Raw genomic sequence first — 23,420 nt, forward strand, 5'->3', positions numbered from 1 at the left:
GCCTGGTATCATATCTCACTACAGCGCTATATCAGGGAGCAATGGTTGGCTCATCAATGGACGGGTCACCCATACGTAGCTTATTACACCTGCAATCGGTTCCAGCAATTTTGCGAAAGTGAGAACGCTTTTACAGTAAAATCGGGCAATACGCCCTTTTATGCTGTATACAACCGACTCAACCCTTCCTGATGAGCTTACCCTTTACCTTTCCATCGAAGCTGTTCGGCCAGCTCGTTGTTCGATTTGTTACCTACTCCATTGCAGTATTGCTGACCGGCACAACTCTGTTCGGTCAGGACAGCGGTAAACTGAAGCTACGCGGCAAAGTGCTCGATGCCCAGGCCAACACCCCGCTGGCGTTTGCCAACGTCCGGCTGTTCCGGCAGGTCGACAGTTCCTTCGTGACCGGAGCGATCACCAACGAAACCGGCGAATTTGCGCTGGATGCCGCAGTCGGTAATTACTACGCGCTTCTTGAATTCATTGGCTATAAAGCCCAGAAAACCGCAGCCATTCGCCTGACCCGCGAAAGCGCGACGGATCTGGGTACGTTCAAACTCCTGCCCACGGCCAGTACGTTGAGCGAGGTGGTGGTGCAGGGCGAAAAAAGCACGATGGAACTGGCCCTCGACAAGAGGGTGTTCAACGTCGGCAAGGACCTGGCGAACCGGGGCGGCACGGCGGTCGATATTTTGCAGAACGTACCGTCGGTGGCCGTCGACGTAGAAGGCAACGTCAGCCTGCGCGGCAGCAACAGTGTTCGTATCCTGATCGACGGAAAACCATCGGGACTGGTCAGCCTGAAAGGGTCGAGTGGCCTGCAGCAGTTGCAGGGCAGCGCCATCGAACGCGTGGAGATTATCACCAATCCATCCGCCCGCTACGAAGCCGAAGGCATGGGGGGCATCATCAACATTGTTCTGAAGAAAGAACGGAAGGAAGGTTTCAACGGCTCGTTCGATCTGATTGCGGGAAATCCGGCCAACTACGGCGCGGCTGCCAACGTCAACTACCGGCGCAAGAACCTCAATTTCTTTGTCAATTACAGCGTTTCGTACCGCAATACCCCCGGCCGGAGCAACCAGTTCCAGCGTCTGAACCGCAACGATTCGACGTTTTTCACCCAACAAACCTGGACGAATCGCCTGAACGGTATGTACAACAACGCGCGGGCGGGCATCGATTATTACTTCAATCCGAAGAACGTCCTGACGGGCGCGTACACGTACCGCATCAGCAAAGGCAAACGCTACTCCGACATTCAGTATCTGGATTACGCGTCGAGCTTAAGTAACCTGCTCAGCATTACAAACCGGCAGCAGGACGAAACCGAAACCGAACCCAATTCGGAATACGCGATAAGCTACAAACGGACCTTTGCCCGCGAAGGCCACGAACTCACCGCCGACGTCCGCTACCTCGACAACTGGGAAAGCTCCGATCAGTTCTTTACGCAACAGACGCTACGGCCCGACCGGACTACATCGGGTATCCCGAACGTACTACAACGGTCGCTGAACGATGAGACCGAGAAGCAGTTTCTGGTGCAGATCGACTACATCCGGCCGTTCAAGAAAGACGGTAAGTTTGAAGCGGGTCTCCGTAGCAGCACCCGCGACATGACCAACGACTACACCGTAACGGAGCAGATTGCGGATGGTTCGTGGCGACCGTTGCCGGGCCTGACCAATAATTTTCTGTATGAGGAGCGGATTCATGCGCTGTACGGCATCGTGGGCAACAAAAGCCGTAAGTTCTCGTATCAGGCTGGACTGCGGGCCGAGTGGACAGGCGTAACTACGACGCTCCGCCAAACGAACGACGTGAATCCGCGGCAGTACGCCAACCTGTTCCCGAGCGTGCACCTGACGTATGACCTGCCCCGGCAGCACGCGTTGCAGGTGAGCTTCAGCCGCCGGGTGCGACGGCCGCAGTACAACGACCTGAGCCCATTCATGACCTTCAGCGACAGCCGGAACTTCTTCAGCGGAAACCCCGATCTGAATCCCGAGTTCACGAACTCTTTTGATCTGGGGCACATCAAATACATTGGCAACGGGTCGATAACTTCGTCGTTGTACTACCGGCACACGAACGGTAAGATTATCCGTATCCGGCGGGTCGATGACCAGGGGAATGCGAACACCCGTCCCGAAAACCTGGCGACGGAGGATTCATACGGAGCCGAATTTACCGGTTCGTTTGCGCTATTCCCGTGGTGGAAACTCGACGGGAGCATGAACTTCTTCCGGGCCATCATCAACGGGGATAACCTCGATGCCAACTTCCAGAGCGATACGTATAGCTGGTTTACGCGCGCTACGTCGCGGTTCACTTTCTGGAAGAATCTGGACTTGCAGATGCGGGGCAACTACGAAGCGCCCCAGCAAACCCCGCAGGGTCGTCGGCAGGCCATCGCAACGCTGGATCTGTCCATGAGCCGCGACATCCTCCACGGCAACGGAACGCTGACCCTGAACGTACTGGACGTATTTAACTCGCGCCGGTTCCGCACCATTACGGTTGGCGATAATTTCTACACGGAAAACAACTCGCAGGGGCGGTTGCGGCAAGTCAATCTGACGTTCAACTACCGGTTGCGGCAGGCCAAGAAAAAAGCCAAAGAACCAACCGAAGGGGAGTTTTGATTAGGCTACGTATACCAGAAAAGTACCATTGAACTGGTGGTCATGAGGTTGTGCTTTTGCTGCTGGTGTATTACAAATTACTTTATGTAATGTGGTTCAAGCCTTAATTAACGGGTTCGAATCCACATGCATGTAATGGGAAATTGACGATTCTAATAGTTACCCTCTAACAGTAGCTTAACTTGCTTAGCACCATCAGAAAAAACGTTGTAATTGATACCACGCTGAGCGAGCGTCCTACCTGAGCAGTCAAAAATGTAGTTCATTGGTGAGCTTACAAATCCATTTACAAAAGCTAGGAAAGACTCATTTTTATACGTGTATACAACCACTCTTAAAGACCCGCTTTTGGGCTGTTGAAAGAAAGTTAGTTGATCTTTCTGCCAAGAGACGCTTGTTAGTGATTTATCCGAAAAACATGATGTGCTGTCTACTTCTGGATTTACATCGTCTTTGGTTCCACACATCTGAGCTGTTGATAGGAAGCCAACCAAAATAGCGATTGATAGTGTATACTTTTTCATCTGACTAAGAAAGCAAAAGGGTAGTATCAAGTAGATTCCGTTCAAGCTAAAAAGATTGGAAAGGAATTTTCGTTTGTATTATTTTGACTTCACATGACAGATTTTGCTTTCAATTTATACAGCGATCTTCCTTTCAACAACTTGTACTTTTCCCTGTTATCAACATTACTGACCTGCCATATTACGCTAACCCTCTGCATTTGGTGAGCTTGTTCAGGTTCAAGACAAGCATAACTCCACTGTAGACGTAAAAGATTGAAGCTATCAATGGCTTGTTGAGCTGCCTCCAGAACAGTCTCATACTTACCAACTCACATATCCTTGGCTTTGGCGGCTCGGCTTGCTTATGTTAAGAGAATCAACCAATACACTGGTGTGTTTTTCAGTCTTGCTTATACCTTAAATCATTTACTTGCTTGTCTAATCGTCTCTGCCGACGATGAGAAATAACAGCCGACAGAAAGAAAAAATCAGCAGACAAAGCAAATATGTAATTACCAGTCAAAGCTATTATAATCACACATACGAGGCCCAAACCAAGAAATCCTAAATAGTTAATTTTCATGATTGACAACGATATAGAAGTTGTATAAGTGGCTATACTGATAAGCTAAGACAAAAGGTAGGGAAAATATGTGCAGATAACTGTAATTTATGATAATAGGCGGCTGCAAGAGCTATGTAAATTTAGGCGAGGCTTACAAAATAAAACGACCATAGCAAAGCACAAAACTTGGCTATGCGGTCGCTCCCCAGCAAACATGAACCTGGGTTATCGTTCGTGAGGAAATATGAAGACGGTGTAAACCAATTCAGGGCTTCGTGCCCAGGTTGGTTTCATCGTCCAGATCCGCGCCCGATTCCATAGCCGCAGCTTCGTTGTCGTTGGTTGCCCGGTCGAAGTCGATCGAATCGTAGTCAGTCTGGCCCAGCGTGGGTTCCTGCGGGTCTTGTGATTCCTGATTTTCCATATCGTTGACAGTGTTTCGTTCTAATCACGTACTGGCATAACTTGCCGGCAACCGGAAAGTTTCCCCAACTGCCATTATCCTTATGCAACGTGTTTCAGGCAAATGTATCAGTGGGATAGAAAAGAAAAACTATCAAAAACTTTATACAGGAATTAGTGCCTGGTAGCTACCGTCATCATTAAAAATGATAATCAAACTGCCCCCGTTACCGGCTGAGATTCGACGAGGGCCATTAGTCATTTTACGGTTCGTGAAGGGCATAACCACATCTGTCCATCGGCTTCTTTTCGGAGGACGAATGTAAACGCGGTCACCAGTAATTTGCTCCAGGCATTGATTCAAAGCCTCCCGATTACCAGTTGATGCTTTTTGTATGCCGTTTGAATTCGCATCAAAAACCAGGATGATATCACCCTGAAACGTAGCAAACCGTTCGGGAGGGTTGTCTTTGTAGCCGTCATCAATGCTAGGTAGTAGAAGCCAGCATTGTTTCCCTGCTTCGTTTTTGTACTCTCTAAGCAGGACAATTCCTTTGTCATTCGTCCAGTATTTATTTCGTAGGCAGGAACTAATGAATTCAGTTAAAATCTGCCGCTTAGTTTCGGAATTGTCTATTTTGACTTGTTTCACCTCGTTACATGGGGGCGGATTTCCTGATTGAGCATTAGCGCGAGGATAGAAGACCCCAACATGCAAGAGTATGAAACAGCAGGTTATAACGCACTTCATAGTCAAATCAAGTTGTTTGGGTGGCAGTTGCAGAAGCCCGGACTAATCTACAAAATTAAGCTCATGTTGTAGCGGGCTTTGCGCCCACAAACTGAAGCAGATCGCGGTAAATAACGTTGTTTTGCCAGAACAACTGCGTCACCATCGGGATGTGTTTCTTGCCCGGCAGGACCTTGAATTGGTATCGGATGCCTAATTCCTGCAACCGCTTCTCAAACTTTCGGGTGCTGCTGGCGATGCTTGGGTACGTCCGTTCGCCCGCATACATCAGGATGGGGGGTGAATCAGCCGTGAGGTGGTACAGGGCCGACACCTGCCGCCAAATGGCCGGGTCTTTCCCGAACGGTATGAGGTATCGCTCGTCGTTGGGGTACTCCATTTTGGTCAGGTAATCAAACATATCCAGCCCGGCCGGATCGTCGAGAATGGCTCCTTTGATGGGGTTCCGGTCTGCGCCAAGTTGTGCAAACACACTGTCCTTCACCGTCAGCAGAGCCGCCAGGCCACCGCCCGCCGAATGGCCCATGACGTAGATGCGGGTGGGATCGCCCCCGTAGTCGGCAATGTGCTGCCGGGTCCACAGCACGGCGCGGGCGCAATCGTCGACCATGGCCGGAACCTCCACGTTCGGCGCGAGCCGGTAGTTGATAATCACGGCCACGACGCCCTGTTTGGCCAGCCGCCGACCGATGAAGGTGTACAGGTTCTTCCGGCCACTGTTCCAGCTACCGCCGTGGATAAAGATAACAACCGGGTAGGGCGTACTGGCTTGTTTACGCGGGCTGTAGACATCCAGTATGTGCCGTTGCGGATCGAAGCCGGGCAACGTACTGACTACGTAGGGTATGTCTTTGATACGGCGGCTGGGCCGGGCAATGGCGAACTCGTTAGCGAATAAGAGCATCGTCGTGACAAGGAGCAGGGCAGCAGGCACCTGCCAGAGTAATTTATGAAGGCGCATTGGCAAAATAGGTATAACGAACAGACAAAGTTTAGGTTCGCCGTCGTCATACCTACGTCAACGGGGGGCATTAGGTTTATCTGTAGTGCTGTCAGTTTTAAGAAACTGACAACACGTAAAACACGCAAAGAATCTGACAGCACGCAGATTGCCCGTAGCGATTCAGGGTGCTGAAAAATTCGCTGACCATCAACGGTTTAGTTGGTGTGTGTAAAAATTTAGAAAAAATTTTACGCCAATCTGTAATGTTTGTCTGCCGCGCTCGTCTTTGTCATTGAAATGGATGTACAAGCTTTCAAACAACGCATACTTCCGGTCCAGGGGCGACTATTTCGGCTGGCCAAGTTGTTTCTGCGCAACCGCGAAGAAGCGGAGGATGCGTTGCAGGAAGTGCTGATGCGGCTCTGGACTAACCGCCAGGAACTGGATACGTACCACAGCGTGGAAGCCCTGGCCGTTCGGATGATCAGGAATCTGTGTCTGGACAAGCTCAAAGCCCACAGCCGCCAGAAAATGGACGACGCGGCCAATATGCTGGAGATTACGGCCGAGGGTGTGTCGCCGTACCGGCAGGTGGAACTGACCGACAGCGCGGACCTGATGCGCCGACTGATGGACGAGCTGCCGGATCAGCAGAAACTAATTCTCCACCTGCGCGATGTGGAAGAGTACTCGTTCGAAGAGATCGAGCAGGCAACAGGGCTCAGTGTCAATAACATTCGGGTGATTTTATCGCGGGCCCGGCAACGGCTGCGCGAGGGTTACGTAAAAGCAAACAATTATGAAGCAGGATATTGACGAACTGCTGGAGCGATACTACGAAGGCGAAACGACGCTGGCCGAAGAACGCATACTGAGGCAGTTTTTCCAGGGCGATAACATTCCACCGCATCTGGAAAGTCACGCGGCCCAGTTCCGGCTCTTCGCCGACGCCCGGAAAGAACACCTCTCTATGGTGTTCAACAATCAACTGGCCGAGAAACTGAATCAGTCGGAGGTCGGTAAGGTACGTAGCCTGACGACGTGGAGCCTGCGCATTGCGGCCGGGGTAGCGTTGCTGATGCTCGGGTTTGCCGGTGGCTTGTTCTACGATCAGTGGCGGACCCGCGAGACAGCCCTATCAACTGTTGAGGCAACATCCGCGCTGGAAATGAAAAAAGTGCTGGCGTTTGAACAGATGCCCAACACCTCGGCCAGCGAACGGATTCAGGCGGTCAATCAGAGCTATGATCTAACGCAGGCTGACCAGGATATAACGCAGTTGCTGATCAATACATTGAATTTCGACGACAATGTGAACGTACGACTCGCGGCCTGTCAGGCACTGCTCCGGTTCGAAAATGAGCCGGGCGTACGGGAAGCACTGATTCAGTCGCTGTCGATCCAGACGGACCCAAATGTGCAGATCAATCTGATCGAATCGCTGGTGGCTATCAAGGAAAAGCGGGCCGTTGAGCAGATTCAGCGACTGGCCAAAAATCAACAGGTGCTGGACGTCGTGCGCGTCAAAGCCGAGGAAGGCATCAACCGGCTGGCGGGCAGTAACTCGCCTTCGTAGTTAATGGTTCGTGGTTCCTACGGTGTCAACAAACTACAAACCTCACCCCCCTTAATAAAACAGTTTAACTCACCAATTTCCAAATTACCATCCATGAAAAAGCTCCTATTACTGGGTGCCACAGCTTTGTGTTGCCTTACCAACACCTACGCCCAGGAATACAAAACCAAACTGGCCAATTCGAAAGACCGCAAAGTGATCATTGAGATCGATGCCGGTGATGTCAAAGTAGAAGGGCATAACGGCGATGAGGTCATCATCCAGGCGTCGTCGGGCTACGAAGCCCCTCCCGAACGCGCCAAAGGGTTGAAGCCGCTTTACAACTCAGCCGTAGACAATACAAACCTTGGTCTGGCCGTAACGCCGGAAAACGGGGGGCTACGTATCGAGAAAGCGACTCGCAAGGAGATCAAGTACACGATCCGGCTCCCCCGAAAAGTGGCCGTGCTGTATCAGCAGACCAACTGGCGCGGGGGCGACATTACCATCAGCAACATGGACGGCGACCTGGAGGTACGTACCCACAACGCCAACATCGACCTGACGAACGTAACGGGACCCGTCGTTGCCAACAGCACCAGTGGAGAGGTTAAGGTGGTGTATTCGAACCTGAGCCAGGATAAACCAACCGCCATTTCTACCGTCAGCGGGCCCATCGATATTACAATGCCCGGCAATACCAAAGCGAACATGAAATTGCGGTCGATTACCGGCGAAATGTACACCGATTTTGACCTGGGTGTGAAGGGATCGAAGGACGGTATGCCGCGCGTGGGTGGGGGCAACAACATCGACGGTACAACGAACGGCGGAGGGGTCGAACTCCAGCTCCATACCGTGAGCAGCAACATCTACATCCGTAAGCAGAAATAAATGAGCCGTTCCATCCCCAACCACTCTACGACCATGAAAAAGAGTATATGCCTGCTCCTGCTTGGCCTGTTCATCAGCCCGGCGTTTGCCCAGAAAATCATTGAGAAAAAGCTGCCGTTTACCCAGGGGCAGCTCGTCAATCTGAACCTGAAATTTGCCGACAGCATTCAGGTGCGGTACTGGGATAAACCTGAGGTGTCTGTTCGGATCGACGTAACAATCAACGGCGGCAAACTGAACGACGCCCTGCTGGTAACGACCGGCTCGACCGCCGATGAAATCAGCGTTGGTGTAGATTACGATAAGGAACTGGTGAAACAGGGAAAGCCCGAGGATTGTCCCGGTTCCGGCAATACGTCGTGGAATGACCGAAACGGGACGCGCTACGTCTTGTGCAGCGACATCAACTACCAGGTATTCCTGCCCCAGAAAGCGAAGCTGAAACTCGAAACCATCAGCGGCAACGTGAACATTCAGGGCGCTACCGAGGCTGTGTCGGCCAAATCCATCAGCGGGTATGTGGACATGAGCTGGCCAAAAGCTAAAGGCGCGAACCTGGCCATGAAGACCATTACCGGCGAAGTATACTCTGACCTCGACATCGACTTCACAAGCAAGCGGCAGAAGAATCCTATGGTGGGTTATCAACTGGAGGGAACCGTCAACGGCGGAGGTCCCGCCGTCCGGCTGGAATCCATCAGCAACGATATCTACGTGCGGAAGAAGTAGATAGTATAGTCGTAGCAAAGCGATGTGGTGTCGGGTTATGAACCCGACACCACATCGCTTTGGTACGTTTAAACGCTTACGTTCTCTAACTCAAAACTTTCCGGCAGTACTCCATGCACTTCTTAACCTCGGCCACGGCGTTTGAGCCTTCCGGAATTTTGTATTCCAGCTCGATGGTGGCGGGGAAGGTGTACTTCTGCTCCCGCATCAGGTTCAGCACCTGCGTCAGGGGCGTATCGCCCTGCCCCCAGGGGAGATTGCCTTTGCCGTGGTCGGGTGTCTGCCGATCCTTGATGTGCATACTGGCAATGCGGTCGTGCTTTTGCCGAACAAGGCCCAGCGGGTCCGGCTGGCCGGCCGCTACGTAGTGACCCAGATCAAAGTTCATGGCGTTACCGGGCGATTGGGCCAGGGCCATGTCCCAGAACGTAGGCGTTTGCTGCTCATGGCCATGATACCCTACACGGATACCGTGCTTCTGCGCCATCTGTCCCAGCTTCAGCGTGTGGGCATCGTTGGCGGGGTGTTCCAGCGTGACCTGGTTAGCGCCCAGCGCCTTGGCTGCCCGCATCCCGTAGTCGATTTCGGCGTCAGTGTTCTGCATACCAAACGCGTCGGGCTTGAAGCAATAGATTGAAACCCCGGCCTGATTGTATAGTTTGCGTACCTGCTCAAACTTCGACATGGGCACCGACGTCCGCCATTTTGCCAGTTCCGCCCGGTACGCTTTCATCTGGCTCTCGGCCTCCGTCAGGGTTTTCTGCTCGTCGTCGGTCAGGGTCTGGTTGTCGCGACGCTTGCGCATCAGGGGATACACCGACCGCATATCGACCGTATTCTTCGGCGCACCGGCAAACGACTCCGCCGGACCACCCATCAGTTCGATGGCGCTGATGCCGCAGTCGAGCACGTACTTCAGTGTAGCTTCGGCGCTTTGGTCGGGCAGGTCGCGAAACGAATACGTAATGACCCCAATCTGTACGCCGTTGATCAGCGAGTTCGGTTTGTTGAGGTTCCGGATGATGGCTGGGGCACCAAACAGTTTATTCGTGCCCATAACGGCACTGGCGGCCAGGGCAGCCGACGCGCCCAGAAATTGACGACGGGATTGCTGATTGTTCATGGCTAAGGTTTCTGTACGTACCTAAGCCCGACCAAGCCCGGAATCTACTCATAGGTATGTGCCTCGTCCAAATGGCTGCGGTTAATAATTACTTCTGCAACCTCCGCTGTTCCTGGTCGCAGCGCTACTATGGAACGTAGCTTGCCAGTCAATTTCAGGATCGGAATGATGAGAAGCTTGTGGGAAGCGTAAGACTGGTGTCAGTGTTTGCTAATAACATACTTTTGAGAATCGCACAACGACCGTGAGAGTTGATGTCATTCGGGGTGGTCAACAACATACCTATCGCTTAGGGTAAGCTAAGGTCATACGCTGTTATTTTTTCAATTCATCATCAACTTTTTTGAGAAGGTTCACAGCAGCCTTTTTAGTAGGGATAAAAATACTTATAGCTTCTTTTTTAAAAGCAGAGTTTATTAAAAGTAAATTTCTTACTTTTCTTTGCCTTACTGCTTTAATCTTTTCCTGTGAAGAAACAAGGTTTAAGGAGTCAGTTACGACTGGAAAATAATTGCTCATCTCCGGTATTAATTGTGTCATCGTATGCGTTTCGTCTATTTTACACCACTCTAAACAATAAGGAATAGTTGACGTATAATACGATAGGAATAATGTTTTTAAAGAATCATTTTTGATCAGATCTGTGTGTGCAGTTTGTCTGATTTCTTCGTAAGCCATTTGATTTGGCTTGAAAAACAGGTAACTGGCTGCTTTGTCAATGTGAAAATTAATGCTGTCCTGTATTTCTGAATCAGATTTAAAGTAAGCTAATTTATTGATGCTATTTATTAACAGGTTTCCCTGATTTGTCCAGATTGTCAGTTGCAGCGTGTCTTCTACTAAGTTATTTCTTAAAAAAGTTAAATGTTTCCGTATTGTTTCATCATCTCGTCTACTTTCTCTCCATTCATCAAAGAAGAAGGAAATTGAAATACCAATGAAAATGACCAGAATCTCAGAAATATATTTTTCAAGAATAACTTTAAAAGGGTGCTTTTCTTTCATATTTATAAAAACAGTATTTGACTGATACGTGTATAGTCTATACGTTTAGAATAGTTTCACTTGATTCATAACTGCAGTGAAGCAATTGGGAAAACATCTTCCTGTAACGAGCCGGATGAATCAAACCATTGACATTTTACCTGTTCTTTGTCTTCCACGGTGGTCGCCAGAATAGATCCAAATTTAAGCTTTGTTCCATAGGCTACAACCGTCATTTGCGGGCCACCTGATTTAAGTTTGACTACGCTACCAATTGAAATTTGTTCCATTATGTTGTGTTTGTGTTGGGTGCGAAACTTCACTGCACGCACGTACATGAACCTTCACACACCCGTTCGGTGAGGCTAAAATTATCCCATAATACGTGCTGCCTGTAACCAGACGGCCGTCCACGGGGAGAACTGTTATACTATGTTTCGTGTCTGGAGTTCCTTTCTGACAGACTGTAAATCAGCCAAGTTAAGCAACACAATAGGAGATAAGGCAAGAAAGGTTACTAGTAAAGGGAGAGCAACGCTGGAACCCTGCTTAAACCATAAAAATAGTACTAACGTTACGCCTACCAGTAGCATCCCGGACAATAAGCCTGTCACAAGTTCTGTCGTCTTCTTCCGTTTGAGCAAAGCCTCGTTGCTCATCTCTTGGATTTTCTGGCTTTTCATTTAGCTAATGTAGGATTAAGAAAACATTACGTTGTCGGGGCGTTCATTCTGTCGCCGGGGAGCAAGATCTGGAAGTTCAAACCTGGCTACCGAGACGCTTCTCGTGTCGTCCGAAGCCGTCCAGCGAGCCGCAAAGCTTTCTTGTCGAGACGTGACCCTTATCGCCATAAAGGCAGAACACACGGTTTTCTAACGATTGAACGCACCCAACGACCCCAAGTGTTGATGGTGAGCACACAAGATAACCAAAACAAACGTACCTGACACCTTTACACACGTATTCGTTGGGCTGTCAGCTTTCTTCCAGGACGTGATTCCTGTCGAAGGGGCTACCAATACGAAGCGCAATAGAGATTCTCTTACATGAAGCATTCAATTCAATAAGATACTCATCTATTTACCATCTGTCCAGTGGTCCCGCGCCGGAATGATGGTCCACGGCGGACCGACCATCGTGGCCAATCAGTTGCATGCGGTCCTAACTATACTGGCCATTGCCTCACTACTGGGCGCAAACGGCACGTCTTTTTTAAGCCCAATAGTTTATGGCTGTACTCAATGACTAGTTAATGATCTGGCTATGAAGATGAACAACGTTAACGCGACAGCAAGGGCCTGGCTTCTAAGTGCCTGCCTGGTGGTTGCCTGCTGGTCGGCTTACGGCCAGGCCGAACAATCCGAGTTTGCCCAAGGCCCGGATGGGGATCAATCGGTGAAAACCAGTCAGGAAGACAACGAGGATCACGAGACCACATTGGATTGGGTGGGTTTGTTTGGGCTACTAGGTCTGGTCGGGATCGTGGGGCCTGATGGCCGAGCTGCCCGGCGTCTACCGGTGGCCAAACGCACGCTGGTAATTGGCCTAGTAGTGGCGGTTGGCGTCAGCGTATGGGCAGTTCAGCCCGTGATAGCGAGTCAGGACCAACCTCAGGACAATCCCACCAACTCCATTGCGTCTACCCAGGAGGATGACGAAGACGGGCGTTTTACGCCATCGATGGGCTGGTTCGGTCTGCTTGGTCTGGCCGGTTTACTGGGCTTACGGGGTCGAAAAACAAAGCGAGTTGCAGATTCGTAAAGGCTGCCTCCATCACTACTGGCTGCCTGGGAGTCAACCCTTATCACCTAAGCCAATTTCCTATGGATATCGATTGAGAGCGTGACGTAAATAAACGCTCCTCTGTCTCAGGTATGAGCGTTTAGAGAGAAGGTGCCTTCTGAAATAACAAGCTGTTTTTTGATATATGTCAACGCTAATCCGTAGCTTACGAACCCAAAAATAGAAGTAAAACTAGGCCTGTTAGGGCGTTTAGCTTATCGGCCGCAACCTGGAACCGCAAACCCAAACCTGTCCTTACGAGACGTGCGGCCTGTCGCCCGCGACACGGCAATCCCAATTTAGCTTCTATTGGGTTTCCAGAACGTTGCTGGTAAAAAACCGAAATACAGTTTAAATTCATAAATGTCAGTATCAACCGATGGGTTGGCCTTTTTGACTGTTTCTATGAAGCTAGCGAAACTATCGTCCAAGGGCGGGGGTAAAACTCGAACCGAGTTCAACTGGTCTGACAAGTAGATTATCTTCCAGTAGGGATAGTTGAACTGGTTTTTTAGCGATGTCAATTTAATAGCCTGGATAGAAGAAAGTGGAATTTCCTTGCGGCTATTTTTGGGGTAAAAGAATTGATCGTCAAAATCTACCGGGTCGTACAGCAAGCCAAACTTGTAGCACACTACTATGACTGCAAAAGGTATAAAATGTACTAAGTTCTTGACGCTCCATAAAGTCGCGGCAAAGTAGATCTCAACGCCAGCATACACTACCGTAAGTAAGGCTAAGAAGCCGAGCAGACGCCGAAAGTGTGTTGGGTAGCTATTTGTCATTTTTATACTGCTTCATTGGGGCGTTTCCATTGTCGCCCGAAAGCTGGCAATGGAAGCAACTGCATTGGCTATTCACCTAACGACCATGAGTGTTGATGGCGATGGAGTCACTCACCTGAACACAAGCCGCTTGCACCTTTACACACTCATTGGGTTAGGCTGAAAGCCCCCTTCAGATCGTGGTTGCTGTCGACGGAAAGCTACCTAACGCGAAGCGAACACAAACCTAGACGCTAAACTTACCAGCAAAAACGCTGACTGAGCGTAGGACTTACAAGCGATCTATTTTGCCCGACTTCAGGTCGTTATCAGCCCATTTCCAGGCTTGCGTCAGGGCGGTCTGCGTTTGCCGGGCTTTATCGGTAAATCCCTGCCCGAGTTGAGCCTGAAGCAACCCCGATAACGCCCAACCATTGCGGGGAAATATCGTCAGGTCTTTTACGTAAACGGCTTCAGCCTCGGCATATCGTTTCGCTTTCAGGAGCGTGGCCCCCAAGGTGTGTCGCACCGGGAAAAACCAGTCGGGTGGCTCGTTATAGCCCAGGGCATCTTCCAGCGCAACCGCTTCCCATAATAAGGCAATACTGCTATCCAATTGCCCTTCGTTCGCCAGAATGTCGGCTTTTAGCACCCGACGGGCGATTTCCAGAATGGAACGCATCGAATTGACGGGCCCGACCAGCAGTTTGCCCATGTCGGGATGAGTGGTTAGCTTATCAAGTTGTTGTAATTCCCGCTTTGCCTGAGCAAGCTGCTGTTTACCGACTAAGGCCAGGCCACGGGCGTAGTGGCGGATAGCAGTGGGATAGGTCAACCGGACCGTGTCGGCATCGCACATCCGAAGGAGTTCATCCCACCGGGAAAACTTAATGGCTACGTGGTAGGGAATCGTATAGTAGTGCTGAAGGGCGCACCAGGCAGGCTGAGCCATCAATTTTTTGTTTGTGTTTTCGGCGGTTTTTTGCGCCGAATGCATAGCCCAGGTATAGTTGCCTTCGAGCGTGGCGGTGGCAACCAGCAGGTGGTAATTGTGCGGGAAATAGACTAAGGGAAACGCGCCTTCGGCGTGCCGGTTCATCAGGTAGATGCTATCAATGGCTACAGCCTGCTGATTGCGTATTGACCCTTCGTGGTAGTTGCCCGTTCGGATGTACGTGTGCGACGGCATATGGACCAGATGGCTGGCCCTGGGTGCTACCTTACCCAAAATTGCTGCGCTCCTAAGCCCTCGTTCCGGCGTTTGAGAGGCTTCTACGGCGTGGATATAGTAGTGGTTGAGGGCAATATGATCGGGGTTGCGGGCCATCAGCTTCTCCAGCACCGACACGATAGCTGGGGTCCAGGGCTTTGGGCGACCATCTTTCTCCCATAAATCCCACGGATGCAGGTCCATCAAGGATTCGGCGTAGAACCCGGCAATATCGGCGTCGTCGGGAAACTGTTCGTGGACTTGCCTGATGGCCGTCGAGTAGGCCACATCATACGGCCTCCGATCATCGACGGGCTTGGCTGGGTAGCGTTTCGCCAGGGCATTGATCAACGCTTTTTCTTTGTCGGTGCAATTGCCGGATAACCTGATTGCTTGCTGAATGGCGGTATAAGCCCGCTCGTAATTATCATGCTCCATGCCCGCATTGTAGTTTGGTCCCAGCACGTAGCTGAAGCCCCAGTAGGCCATAGCGCAGGTGGAGTCTAAGCGGGTAGCTTCGTAAAACGAACGGGCGGCTTCGGCATGGTTGAAACCCACCGCCAGCATAAGGCCTTGATTAAAATACCGCTGCGCTTCCTGGCTCCGGGTCGTGATGGGGAACTCAATATTGCCGATACTGTCGAAGAGCATGGCTTTTTCGTTACCGCTGTACCAGACCTTGTCCGTTGGCAGCGTACCACAAACGACTATGGATGTTGGTGTGTTGTCGGCCGGTTTCTGCCGGGGCTGGCAACCCATTAGCTGGCTTAGTCCCAACAGTGCTCCATTCAACAAGATGAATGCTCGTAACGGTATCATATAGAGGGCTCAGGAAATAGTAAAAAAAGGAAGACCCAGGTTTTGACAGTTAATAATCGATTGTTCGTTCTGCTGGAGAACAGGCTGTTAATACTAGTTTTTAACCACATCCAACGACCGAAAGGGCTGATGGGCGTAGCCCTTTACGACCCTGCCCGGATGTACGCATGCTTTTTAACTTTCTCATTATCAACCTACCTCTAAGTTAGTGAAAAGACCTAAATCCGCCCCCGTTATCCCAAACTTGACCAGCTTTTTCTTCATCTGACGAATCTGTTGCTGGCGAACCTGCTCCCCATCCCGTACCAACTTTACTGGATCATAAGCCTCGCCCATCGTCAGCATCTTGTAGACTACTACCGCTAGATTCCGGGCCGTCGCTGTAATGGCCTTAATTCGACCAGCCTTGTAGGCAATCTTCTGAAAGAAGGCTGTCATCGGATTGGGCTTCGGCGGTCCGATTCATGTTACCCAGCGAGTTGGCCACCACTCGGAATGTATTAGGTAGCGTGGACTTGTTTTTCAGGGTCTTCCGGGACAAGACCTTATAATTATCCTGCTTTTCATGGTCAGAAGGATTAGCAGTAAACAAACGGGCTATCAGCGGGCTATTTTAGATGAACAATAACGGGGTCGCCCGCGCGGCAGGATATACGGAGTAAAAGGCAAGCCTTCTCTACCAATTGGGTTCTCAAGGCAAGAAACGCTGAAAGCACTCTTTGACAAATAGCCAAATTGGGACGGTCCGTCGCTACGGGGTTAGACGGGTTGATGAGCACCAACAAATGGGGACGATCTTCCCACGAGGGGCTACTGACAGCCAGTTAAAGATTCATCTAAAGCTAACATTTTGGCCTCATGCGTTCTTTTGGGTTCGTTCGCCCGAAAACACGGTGGCGGTTGGGCTGCAAATCCTACCTCGGAAGTGTTCGCTGTCACCCGAGAGCTGCCTACGCGAAGCGGACATCAACGCACTTCCAAGCCTTCTTATATCCATAACCAACGAAAAAGTAATTATGAAGAAGGGGGTTCAAAACTCCCCCACCCGTGACTGGTGCTGGGTTTCGTTCCAATATTGAGTTACTGCTGACTGCTTCATTGTACTCCATTTGCTGGTACAAATGTTGATTAACATACCACTGTTCAATTACCTTTGTCAGCCTGCTTTTCGTAAATAAAATGTTGGGGGCTGTTGTTCAGTAATTTAAAAGCAGGAATTAGAAAAAGTAATGACTGATTTTTCTATAAGGAAAGCCACCGTACCCATCATCTGCTAACTGGACAATAATAGTATTTGTTTTCGGATTTACATAAAGTCGTTGACCTCTTAAACCTTCTGCCGAAAAATCACCTTCCTTAGCATTATCTTGAGGAATCCACCAATAATTTTGATGGGTAGATTTTTGCCACCCTTTCGACGTATTATGTTTATTAGACGGACTAACGGTCAAGCTTTCATTTATCCATCTGGTCGATAAAATAGCAACAGAGTCTCGTTTGCCATTCATCATAAAAAGCCTTCCTATTTTTGCTAAATCAATTGCAGTACATTGAAAACTACTGGGTGAATTTTCAAGTCCACCCTCTTTATCAACACCCCAGCTACCTTCATATTGAGCTCCAATTTGTTGCCATATTGATTCTTCAAAATAGTCGGATACATGTTTTTTTGAGGCTCGTTCTATTACCCAAGTTAAAAAAAGTACATCAATGTTGCTATAATGCCATTTCGTTCCATTGGTTGTATCTGCTTTCACGTTTTGTAAATCTCGCTTAAGGTCATCAGAATAGTAAAATTTTGCTTCATCACTGAACAAATCAGAAAATACACCATTACCTGTTCTTGTGAATTGTAAACCTGATTTCATTTCCAGTAAGTTCTTAATAGTCAAGCTATTAAAGTTTGGCTTGTTCTTTAACTCTGGAATAAACTCAATTACTTTTTGATTAATATCTTTTATAAAGCCATCGTCAATTGCTTTGCCCAACAAGATGGATAACATTGTTTTTCCTATCGAAAAAGTATTGCTAACGGTATGTTCGCGAAAGGTATCCTTATATTTCTGGTAAATTATAGAGTCGTTTCGAATGACGATAAAGGCTAATAACTTGCCTTTATCAAAATACTCTGAAAATGGAATTAGACCTTCACCAAAATAATCAATTTTTAAGGTATCAAGATTTTTTAAATTTGTTTTTATCTCGACAAAATAGAAAGGTTTTTTACTCGCTGCCATTTTCCTTAATGGAAAATTTCTAAACGTTTGAGTCGTTGGCTTTCGATACTTCAATATTTTGAAGATTTGATTGTTTAAAGAATAAGCAATAATGAAAATTACAGATAATAAGATAGTCAGAGTTTTAATGTATTTCATTGTCCTTAAATGCATGAATCTAATTTTAGAGTATGTTTGGGATTTGGAGCTGGATTAGAATTAGATAAGCGTCTGCCTACCTTCATGTTGTGAAACAAAGTAAGATATAGTGACCCAGTATCAGCCCCTGACAAACACTCAGTGCGGTTCCCCGCCGGGACAAGTTATCACTTTATTTTTGCCAGTCCAACGCAAGCGTAGACTGGCATTAAAGGGAGTCGTTGAGGCTAGCCTATCCTGTCGAGCGGCTGACCTGTCGCGCAGATGCTGCCCTGCAAATATAAACGCTAACTTTCGGGGCGTTCTTCCTGTCAACCGCAACCCACCGAAGGAGCAAAAAGCCTGACCTATGGGGCGTGCAAGCTGTCGCCCTATAGCTGAAATCTGCATTACTTTGTGGCTGTTCACCCAACATATATATGTGCTCAACATCACTAAACCATAAATCGCTGGCGATTAGCTACACCCGTGGTTACTACTTAAAAAGCCGTTTTTATAGCTTATCTCAACTGCGGCCCATGCTACGGCATCGATATTATTGATAGCGGGTCAAACCCTACTGACATAGGGCTGTCACCAGTGCCGGTTTACTTTGTATCATCAACCAAACGCAGTAAATCGTATGTCAGTCGTAGCCATGTTTGCCAAAGAATTAGAGCAGGAAGCCCAAACCACGCGGAAGATGCTCGAACGCGTACCCAACGACAAATTCGATTGGCAGCCACATCCCAAAAGCATGACGGTCCGCCAGTTAACCACGCACATCGCTGAGTTGCCGGGTTGGGTAAAACTGGCCCTGACCACCGATGGCGTTGACTTTGCTACAACACCCTACGTGCCAGTAGACGTGAACAACACAACCGAGTTGCTGGACCTCCACGAACGGTCGATGACGGAAGGACGGTCGTCACTGGATCAGGCGACGGATGAGCAACTGGAGCCAACCTGGACACTCCGGAATGGCGACGAGATTTACAGTGCTACATCGAAAGGCGAGATGGTCCGAATTTCGTTGTCGCAGATCATTCACCACCGGGCGCAACTGGGTGTGTACCTGCGTCTGCTGAATATCCCGATCCCCGGCAGCTACGGCCCAAGTGCAGATGAGTTAGGGTTTTAAAGGGTTAACCGCCAAGACGCAAAGAATACGCAGAGAACGCAAAGAAAAAATCTGCGAACTTTGCGTATTCTCTGCGCCTTTGCGTTTAAAAACTTGCTCCAGTGATTTCTTTTACTTTCTCGAAGAACCCCTTCTTGCGCGCAGAACTGATCTGCCAGTTGACCGGTACGGATTGGTAACCCTCGTCGAAACCTTCGTCTTTCAGGCGGTAGTCGAAGAAGCCCCAGGATGCGTACTCACTCGTGGCCGCTACGAAGTTGTTGGCGGGTTTGTCGAAGTCAAAATGGTCGTCCTCGTTGAAGACGATGGGCATGGGTCGGTAACCAGATACGCCACGGGTCTTCTGCACCATCTCCTTAATCTTGTCGGGGTCGCTGACGCCGTTGCCGTGCAGCAGCAGAAAGTCGGCTTCCCGCACTACGTTTTCTTTCGGAATGGTACCGCCACCATAACTCGTGCTGACCAGCAGCCGGCGGCCCCGCAGCTTCTTTGCCTTCACCCGCTGGATGAGTTCGTGGACGCGATCGGGCTGTAAGATGGCGTGGTCGTACCGGATGTTGCACTCGTTGTTGATCTCAACCAGTACGTTCTGGTACCCTTTTTCAAGCAATTCACCCGTAATGTTGTCCACGGCGTTGATGACGGCCGCTTCGTTCCTGAGCCGCTCGTCCTGCCCGAAATAGAAGTAGCCCAGTATTACCACCATGCCCAGTTCGTCGGCTTTGTCCAGAATCCGGACCAGTCTCCGCATGTAATACGGGTCGTAGCTGCCATCGGGATTGAAAAAGGAGTTGTGCCAGGGCTGATCTTTGGAATACCCCTGCGGACTACCGCCCTGCAGATTGAGGGTGAACGCCAGCAGCCCGTGCTGTTTCCAGGTGGGCATGGCGGCTACAAACTCGTCGGTGTTGCGGTCAGGGCTCCATACTTTGGTGTCCGGGTACGCCCATTGCGCCCGGGTTTCGGGATTCCGGTCATCGAAAATACCCTGCACCATTCTCGAATTAGGCAGCAGCCCCTCAATGCGGTTTCCATTCCACGTCCGGCCTTTGAATGTCGGCTGGCCGTTGATGAAGAACTGATCCCCAACGATGGACACCGTCGTCCGGCGCCTGGGTGGTTTCGGCGCAGTTTCAAAGGTGAGGACAATGAAGGAAACGAGGGTGAGCAGAAGTAATTGCATGGCTAAGTTGTTTAAACGCAGAGGAGCAGAGGGTTCGCGGAGTTCGCAGAGTTTTTCTCTGAGTTCTCTGCGTATTCTCTGCTCCTCTGCGTTTAATAATTTAAACAGTTCGTGGATCGGGGTGCACCCACGGCTGGCGGTAGGGCCGCTGCAGCAGCGCGTTGGCCTCCTGATCGCCAACGATCTGGCGTTTCTGCGGATCGTACACCACCGGCCGACCCGTTTTCATGGAAATGTTTGCCAGAATACAGCTTGCTGTTGAAATGTGCCCCTGCTCAATGTCGGCAACCGGCCGACCCCCTTTCTCAATCGCCGACAGGAAGTCGAGCATGTGCAGGCGGGTTGCGGGGGCCGCATTCAGTTCGATCCGCTCTTCCTTGAGATCTTCCGGGTACTTCTCTTTTTCGAAGACAACGTCCTTGTGAATCTTCTCGCCTTCCTTGCCATCGGGGATGAAATCGTAGGCCATCGTACTGGCCCACAACGTACCCTTGTCGCCGTAGAGCGTCAACGACCATGGGTACGCCGGATTGTTGGGGGTGCCCCAGGTGCGGTGCTGCCACACGGCGTTCAGTCCGTCGAATTCAAACAGGGCCGTCTGAGTATCGGAAATGTTGGACTTGCCGTCTTTCTGGACGTAAATGCCACCCGTCGACGTAACGCGTTTTGGCCAGCCCAGATTCAGCATCCAGCGGGCCGTATCGAGCATGTGAACGCACATATCGCCCATAATGCCGTTGCCGTATTCGTTGAAAGTCCGCCACCAGCGGATATGCGGCAGGCCATCGTACGGACGTAGCGGAGCCGGGCCGGTCCACATTTCGTAATCCAGAAACGCCGGTACGGGCTGAACGGCCGGGTTGCCATTGGCCCGCATGTGGAAGTAGCAGCACATCTCCACGTGTTTGATGTTGCCCAGCAGACCCGCATCGACGATGTTCTTCTTGGCGTCGATCAGGTGGGGGGTGCTTTTGCGCTGCGTACCGACCTGCACCACCTTGTTGTACTTGCGGGCGGCTGCCACCATCGCTTCACCTTCCATCACGTCGACGCTGATCGGCTTCTGCACGTACACGTGATTGCCGGCTTTCAGGGCGTCGATGGTTTGCAGGGCGTGCCAGTGGTCGGGCGTACCGATCAGGACGATGTCCATTTTGTTCTCGGCCAGCATCTTCCGGTAGTCGCCGTAGAGCTTGGGCACTTTGCCGGATTTTTGGCGCTCACTGACGAGTTTACCAGCCGCGTCGAGGATGTTTTTGTCGACGTCGCAGAGGGCAACCACTTCGACCGGGGCCACCTGAATCAGGCGGAACAGGTCACTTTTACCGTACCAGCCGGTGCCGATCAGACCAACGCGGTAGGTTTTGGCCTGCGTGAAAGGCATCGCAGTAGCGCCCAGCGACGACAGCGCCAGCGACGCCGACGCGCCCTGTATGAATTGACGGCGGTTAATCAGAAAATCGTTCATGCGGAGTAATAGGTTTCGGATGGTTCAGGCCGGAGTAATGAGTTCTTTACGGAATAAAGTCGAGATTAATCGGTAGTTACTGTTCCCACAGCGGGCCAATTAATTGGCCCGCTGTGGGAAACCTATTTCTTCCCGCTCCGTTTAATGGGCCGACCGTACTTGGCCCGCTTCTCGGCGGCATGGTCGCGCCGGACGTTGACTTTTTTGTTCTTGTCAATCTTCTCGTGAAAAGCGCCCCCACCTTCGTCGGGACGGGGCTGCCTGACCGGCGGGGCTTTCATGTGAATCTGCGGCTTCTCCTCATCGAGCAATTCATCGGAGATGATCAGACGTTCGGGTAGGGACAGAACAGGAATGGGGTAGTTCATCAATGCCTCAATGGCCGCCAGATTTTCTGACTCCCGTTCCGACACAAACGCGATAGCTTCGCCTTTCCGGTCGGCGCGCCCGGTTCGGCCAATGCGGTGGATATAGGTCTCCGGCTCGTCCGGCGTGTCGAAGTTGATCACGTGCGATACGTCGGCAATGTCCAGGCCCCGGGCAATGATGTCGGTCGCGATCAGCACCCGGTACGTACCGGCCTGAAAGCGGTTAACGGTTTCGAAGCGGTAATTCTGCGATTTGTTGGAGTGCATCACCCCCACCTGATCCGGCAGTTCGCAGGTGAGTTCATCGTAGAGCCGGTCGGCCAGTTCTTTCGTCGCGATGAACACCAGCACGCGGTTCATCTCGGGGTGCAGGTTGAGCAGCCGTTCCAGCAGATTCACTTTTGTGTAGAAATTCGGGACGTTATACACCGACTGCGTAATGTTGTCCAGGGGCGTACCGACGGGAGCCGCTTCGACGCGCACCGGACTGTTGAAATATGTATCGAGCAGGGCCTCAACGTCGTCAGTGAGTGTGGCGGAGAACAGCAGATTCTGGCGTTTGGGCGGCAACAGGTCCAGAATGGTGGTCAACTGCGCCCGAAAGCCGAGGTTCAGCATCTCATCGACCTCATCGATAACGAGTTTTTTAATGGCTTTCATCTTGACAAACTTGCCCGTCAGCAGATCGACAAGCCGACCGGGCGTGGCTACCAGTACATCGACGCCCTGCTGCACCTCGGCGGCCTGGGTTTTGAGGTTAACACCCCCGTACACGCCGACCGTCACGACGCTCTGGTACGTAGTCAGCTTTTTGACCGCTTCCACCACCTGCACCACCAGTTCGCGGGTGGGTACGATGATCAGAATCTGGGGAAGTTTTTCCTTCGAGAACTGAAACTGACGCAGACAGGGGAGGAGGTAGGCGAAGGTTTTGCCGGTACCTGTCTGCGCAATACCGCATACATCCCGCCCTGACATCACCACCGAAAACACCTTTTCCTGGATGGGCGTCGGGGTGGTGTAGCCCAGGTCGTTGAGGGCATTGAGGAGGGGTTTATTAAGATTCAGTTCGTCGAATGTCATGGCCGTGCTGTCAAATTCCGACTGCGAAGGTACGGGCTATCCGGCGAACCCACCAGAAAAGGGTAGATTATCACTGAAGAGGGTAGGGTTGTGACAAATGTTGGCTCTGCCCCGGTGGTGATGAATTCCGGCCAACAGCCAAACC

21 protein-coding genes are annotated in these 23,420 nt (G+C 50.7%); 7 read left to right on the forward strand and 14 right to left on the reverse strand.

Translation table 11 applies throughout. From position 1 onward, the window contains the following. Positions 1-191 precede the first annotated feature (191 nt). Complete coding sequence (locus BN8_RS09800; protein WP_009281695.1) at positions 192-2,651, forward strand: TonB-dependent receptor; 2,460 nt, start codon at positions 192-194, stop codon at positions 2,649-2,651. Between the two features lie 152 nt (positions 2,652-2,803). Here BN8_RS09800 and BN8_RS33225 read toward each other — a convergent pair whose 3' ends face one another. The 4 genes from BN8_RS33225 to BN8_RS09815 form a co-directional block, all read right to left on the reverse strand. Further along, on the reverse strand, positions 2,804-3,175 hold the full coding sequence (locus tag BN8_RS33225) for a hypothetical protein (RefSeq protein ID WP_051041028.1): 372 nt from the start codon (positions 3,173-3,175) through the stop codon (positions 2,804-2,806). 812 nt (positions 3,176-3,987) lie between these two features. Beyond that, positions 3,988-4,146, reverse strand: coding sequence for a hypothetical protein (locus BN8_RS33230; protein ID WP_009281696.1), 159 nt, complete (start codon positions 4,144-4,146; stop codon positions 3,988-3,990). Between the two features lie 141 nt (positions 4,147-4,287). Continuing rightward, entirely contained in the window at positions 4,288-4,776 is a 489-nt protein-coding gene (locus BN8_RS09810; RefSeq protein ID WP_144051637.1) for a hypothetical protein, read from the reverse strand. Positions 4,777-4,936: 160 nt separating this feature from the next. After that, positions 4,937-5,836 (reverse strand): alpha/beta hydrolase, encoded by a 900-nt coding sequence (locus tag BN8_RS09815; protein WP_009281697.1) that lies wholly within the window; start codon positions 5,834-5,836, stop codon positions 4,937-4,939. A gap of 279 nt (positions 5,837-6,115) precedes the next feature. Between BN8_RS09815 and BN8_RS09820 the strand changes: the two genes are divergently transcribed. From BN8_RS09820 to BN8_RS09835, 4 genes are all read left to right on the forward strand, one after another. After that, complete coding sequence (locus BN8_RS09820; RefSeq protein ID WP_009281699.1) at positions 6,116-6,634, forward strand: GFO_1088 family ECF-type sigma factor; 519 nt, start codon at positions 6,116-6,118, stop codon at positions 6,632-6,634. Beyond that, positions 6,618-7,394, forward strand: a complete 777-nt coding sequence (locus tag BN8_RS09825) for a HEAT repeat domain-containing protein (protein WP_009281700.1) — start codon at positions 6,618-6,620, stop codon at positions 7,392-7,394. Before BN8_RS09820 ends, BN8_RS09825 begins: the two co-directional genes overlap by 17 nt. Before the next feature lie 93 nt (positions 7,395-7,487). Next, entirely contained in the window at positions 7,488-8,267 is a 780-nt protein-coding gene (locus BN8_RS09830) for a DUF4097 family beta strand repeat-containing protein (RefSeq protein WP_040005691.1), read from the forward strand. Between the two features lie 33 nt (positions 8,268-8,300). Further along, complete coding sequence (locus BN8_RS09835) at positions 8,301-8,996, forward strand: DUF4097 family beta strand repeat-containing protein (protein WP_040005948.1); 696 nt, start codon at positions 8,301-8,303, stop codon at positions 8,994-8,996. Between the two features lie 85 nt (positions 8,997-9,081). On the opposite strand, the gene BN8_RS09840 is transcribed toward BN8_RS09835, so the two are convergent. The 3 genes from BN8_RS09840 to BN8_RS09850 all read right to left on the reverse strand — a co-directional run bounded on the left by BN8_RS09840 (position 9,082) and on the right by BN8_RS09850 (position 11,393). Then, the gene (locus BN8_RS09840) at positions 9,082-10,119 is read right to left on the reverse strand and encodes a sugar phosphate isomerase/epimerase family protein (RefSeq protein ID WP_009281703.1); all 1,038 of its coding nucleotides are present in this window, start codon (positions 10,117-10,119) and stop codon (positions 9,082-9,084) included. Between the two features lie 315 nt (positions 10,120-10,434). Then, on the reverse strand, positions 10,435-11,124 hold the full coding sequence (locus tag BN8_RS09845; protein WP_009281704.1) for a hypothetical protein: 690 nt from the start codon (positions 11,122-11,124) through the stop codon (positions 10,435-10,437). A gap of 65 nt (positions 11,125-11,189) precedes the next feature. Next, positions 11,190-11,393, reverse strand: a complete 204-nt coding sequence (locus BN8_RS09850; RefSeq protein WP_040005692.1) for a YodC family protein — start codon at positions 11,391-11,393, stop codon at positions 11,190-11,192. Between the two features lie 979 nt (positions 11,394-12,372). Between BN8_RS09850 and BN8_RS09860 the strand changes: the two genes are divergently transcribed. Then, positions 12,373-12,864 carry a WGxxGxxG family protein gene (locus BN8_RS09860; protein ID WP_192579040.1) on the forward strand — a complete coding sequence of 164 codons (492 nt, stop codon included), beginning with the start codon at positions 12,373-12,375 and terminating at the stop codon, positions 12,862-12,864. Between the two features lie 320 nt (positions 12,865-13,184). Here the strand turns inward: BN8_RS09860 and BN8_RS09865 are convergent, their stop codons facing one another. From BN8_RS09865 to BN8_RS09885, 4 genes are all read right to left on the reverse strand, one after another. Further along, on the reverse strand, positions 13,185-13,670 hold the full coding sequence (locus BN8_RS09865) for a hypothetical protein (RefSeq protein WP_009281706.1): 486 nt from the start codon (positions 13,668-13,670) through the stop codon (positions 13,185-13,187). A gap of 271 nt (positions 13,671-13,941) precedes the next feature. Further along, entirely contained in the window at positions 13,942-15,678 is a 1,737-nt protein-coding gene (locus BN8_RS09870; protein WP_040005694.1) for a tetratricopeptide repeat protein, read from the reverse strand. Between the two features lie 189 nt (positions 15,679-15,867). After that, positions 15,868-16,116, reverse strand: coding sequence for a hypothetical protein (locus BN8_RS09875; protein ID WP_009281709.1), 249 nt, complete (start codon positions 16,114-16,116; stop codon positions 15,868-15,870). 779 nt (positions 16,117-16,895) lie between these two features. Further along, positions 16,896-18,053, reverse strand: coding sequence for a serine hydrolase domain-containing protein (locus tag BN8_RS09885; protein WP_040005696.1), 1,158 nt, complete (start codon positions 18,051-18,053; stop codon positions 16,896-16,898). A 622-nt stretch (positions 18,054-18,675) separates the two neighbouring features. Between BN8_RS09885 and BN8_RS09890 the strand changes: the two genes are divergently transcribed. After that, entirely contained in the window at positions 18,676-19,173 is a 498-nt protein-coding gene (locus BN8_RS09890) for a DinB family protein (RefSeq protein ID WP_009281711.1), read from the forward strand. An 85-nt stretch (positions 19,174-19,258) separates the two neighbouring features. On the opposite strand, the gene BN8_RS09895 is transcribed toward BN8_RS09890, so the two are convergent. From BN8_RS09895 to BN8_RS09905, 3 genes are all read right to left on the reverse strand, one after another. After that, positions 19,259-20,356 (reverse strand): hypothetical protein, encoded by a 1,098-nt coding sequence (locus BN8_RS09895; protein ID WP_009281712.1) that lies wholly within the window; start codon positions 20,354-20,356, stop codon positions 19,259-19,261. Positions 20,357-20,456: 100 nt separating this feature from the next. Beyond that, positions 20,457-21,824: a Gfo/Idh/MocA family protein gene (locus BN8_RS09900; protein WP_009281713.1), complete on the reverse strand. Its 1,368-nt coding sequence runs from the start codon at positions 21,822-21,824 to the stop codon at positions 20,457-20,459. Between the two features lie 122 nt (positions 21,825-21,946). After that, positions 21,947-23,275, reverse strand: a complete 1,329-nt coding sequence (locus BN8_RS09905) for a DEAD/DEAH box helicase (RefSeq protein ID WP_009281714.1) — start codon at positions 23,273-23,275, stop codon at positions 21,947-21,949. Positions 23,276-23,420: the final 145 nt, after the last annotated feature.

The sequence above is a fragment of the Fibrisoma limi BUZ 3 genome, assembly GCF_000296815.2.
GTDB classification, from domain to species: Bacteria; Bacteroidota; Bacteroidia; order Cytophagales; family Spirosomataceae; genus Fibrisoma; species Fibrisoma limi.

Coding starts and splice junctions, on each gene's coding strand:
- BN8_RS09800 (WP_009281695.1), top strand. CDS start 192: ATGAGCTTACCCTTTACCTTTCCATCGAAGCTGTTCGGCCAGCTCGTT.
- BN8_RS33225 (WP_051041028.1), bottom strand. CDS start 3,175: ATGAAAAAGTATACACTATCAATCGCTATTTTGGTTGGCTTCCTATCA.
- BN8_RS33230 (WP_009281696.1), bottom strand. CDS start 4,146: ATGGAAAATCAGGAATCACAAGACCCGCAGGAACCCACGCTGGGCCAG.
- BN8_RS09815 (WP_009281697.1), bottom strand. CDS start 5,836: ATGCGCCTTCATAAATTACTCTGGCAGGTGCCTGCTGCCCTGCTCCTT.
- BN8_RS09820 (WP_009281699.1), top strand. CDS start 6,116: ATGGATGTACAAGCTTTCAAACAACGCATACTTCCGGTCCAGGGGCGA.
- BN8_RS09825 (WP_009281700.1), top strand. CDS start 6,618: ATGAAGCAGGATATTGACGAACTGCTGGAGCGATACTACGAAGGCGAA.
- BN8_RS09830 (WP_040005691.1), top strand. CDS start 7,488: ATGAAAAAGCTCCTATTACTGGGTGCCACAGCTTTGTGTTGCCTTACC.
- BN8_RS09835 (WP_040005948.1), top strand. CDS start 8,301: ATGAAAAAGAGTATATGCCTGCTCCTGCTTGGCCTGTTCATCAGCCCG.
- BN8_RS09840 (WP_009281703.1), bottom strand. CDS start 10,119: ATGAACAATCAGCAATCCCGTCGTCAATTTCTGGGCGCGTCGGCTGCC.
- BN8_RS09845 (WP_009281704.1), bottom strand. CDS start 11,124: ATGAAAGAAAAGCACCCTTTTAAAGTTATTCTTGAAAAATATATTTCT.
- BN8_RS09850 (WP_040005692.1), bottom strand. CDS start 11,393: ATGGAACAAATTTCAATTGGTAGCGTAGTCAAACTTAAATCAGGTGGC.
- BN8_RS09860 (WP_192579040.1), top strand. CDS start 12,373: ATGAACAACGTTAACGCGACAGCAAGGGCCTGGCTTCTAAGTGCCTGC.
- BN8_RS09865 (WP_009281706.1), bottom strand. CDS start 13,670: ATGACAAATAGCTACCCAACACACTTTCGGCGTCTGCTCGGCTTCTTA.
- BN8_RS09870 (WP_040005694.1), bottom strand. CDS start 15,678: ATGATACCGTTACGAGCATTCATCTTGTTGAATGGAGCACTGTTGGGA.
- BN8_RS09875 (WP_009281709.1), bottom strand. CDS start 16,116: ATGACAGCCTTCTTTCAGAAGATTGCCTACAAGGCTGGTCGAATTAAG.
- BN8_RS09885 (WP_040005696.1), bottom strand. CDS start 18,053: ATGAAATACATTAAAACTCTGACTATCTTATTATCTGTAATTTTCATT.
- BN8_RS09890 (WP_009281711.1), top strand. CDS start 18,676: ATGTCAGTCGTAGCCATGTTTGCCAAAGAATTAGAGCAGGAAGCCCAA.
- BN8_RS09895 (WP_009281712.1), bottom strand. CDS start 20,356: ATGCAATTACTTCTGCTCACCCTCGTTTCCTTCATTGTCCTCACCTTT.
- BN8_RS09900 (WP_009281713.1), bottom strand. CDS start 21,824: ATGAACGATTTTCTGATTAACCGCCGTCAATTCATACAGGGCGCGTCG.
- BN8_RS09905 (WP_009281714.1), bottom strand. CDS start 23,275: ATGACATTCGACGAACTGAATCTTAATAAACCCCTCCTCAATGCCCTC.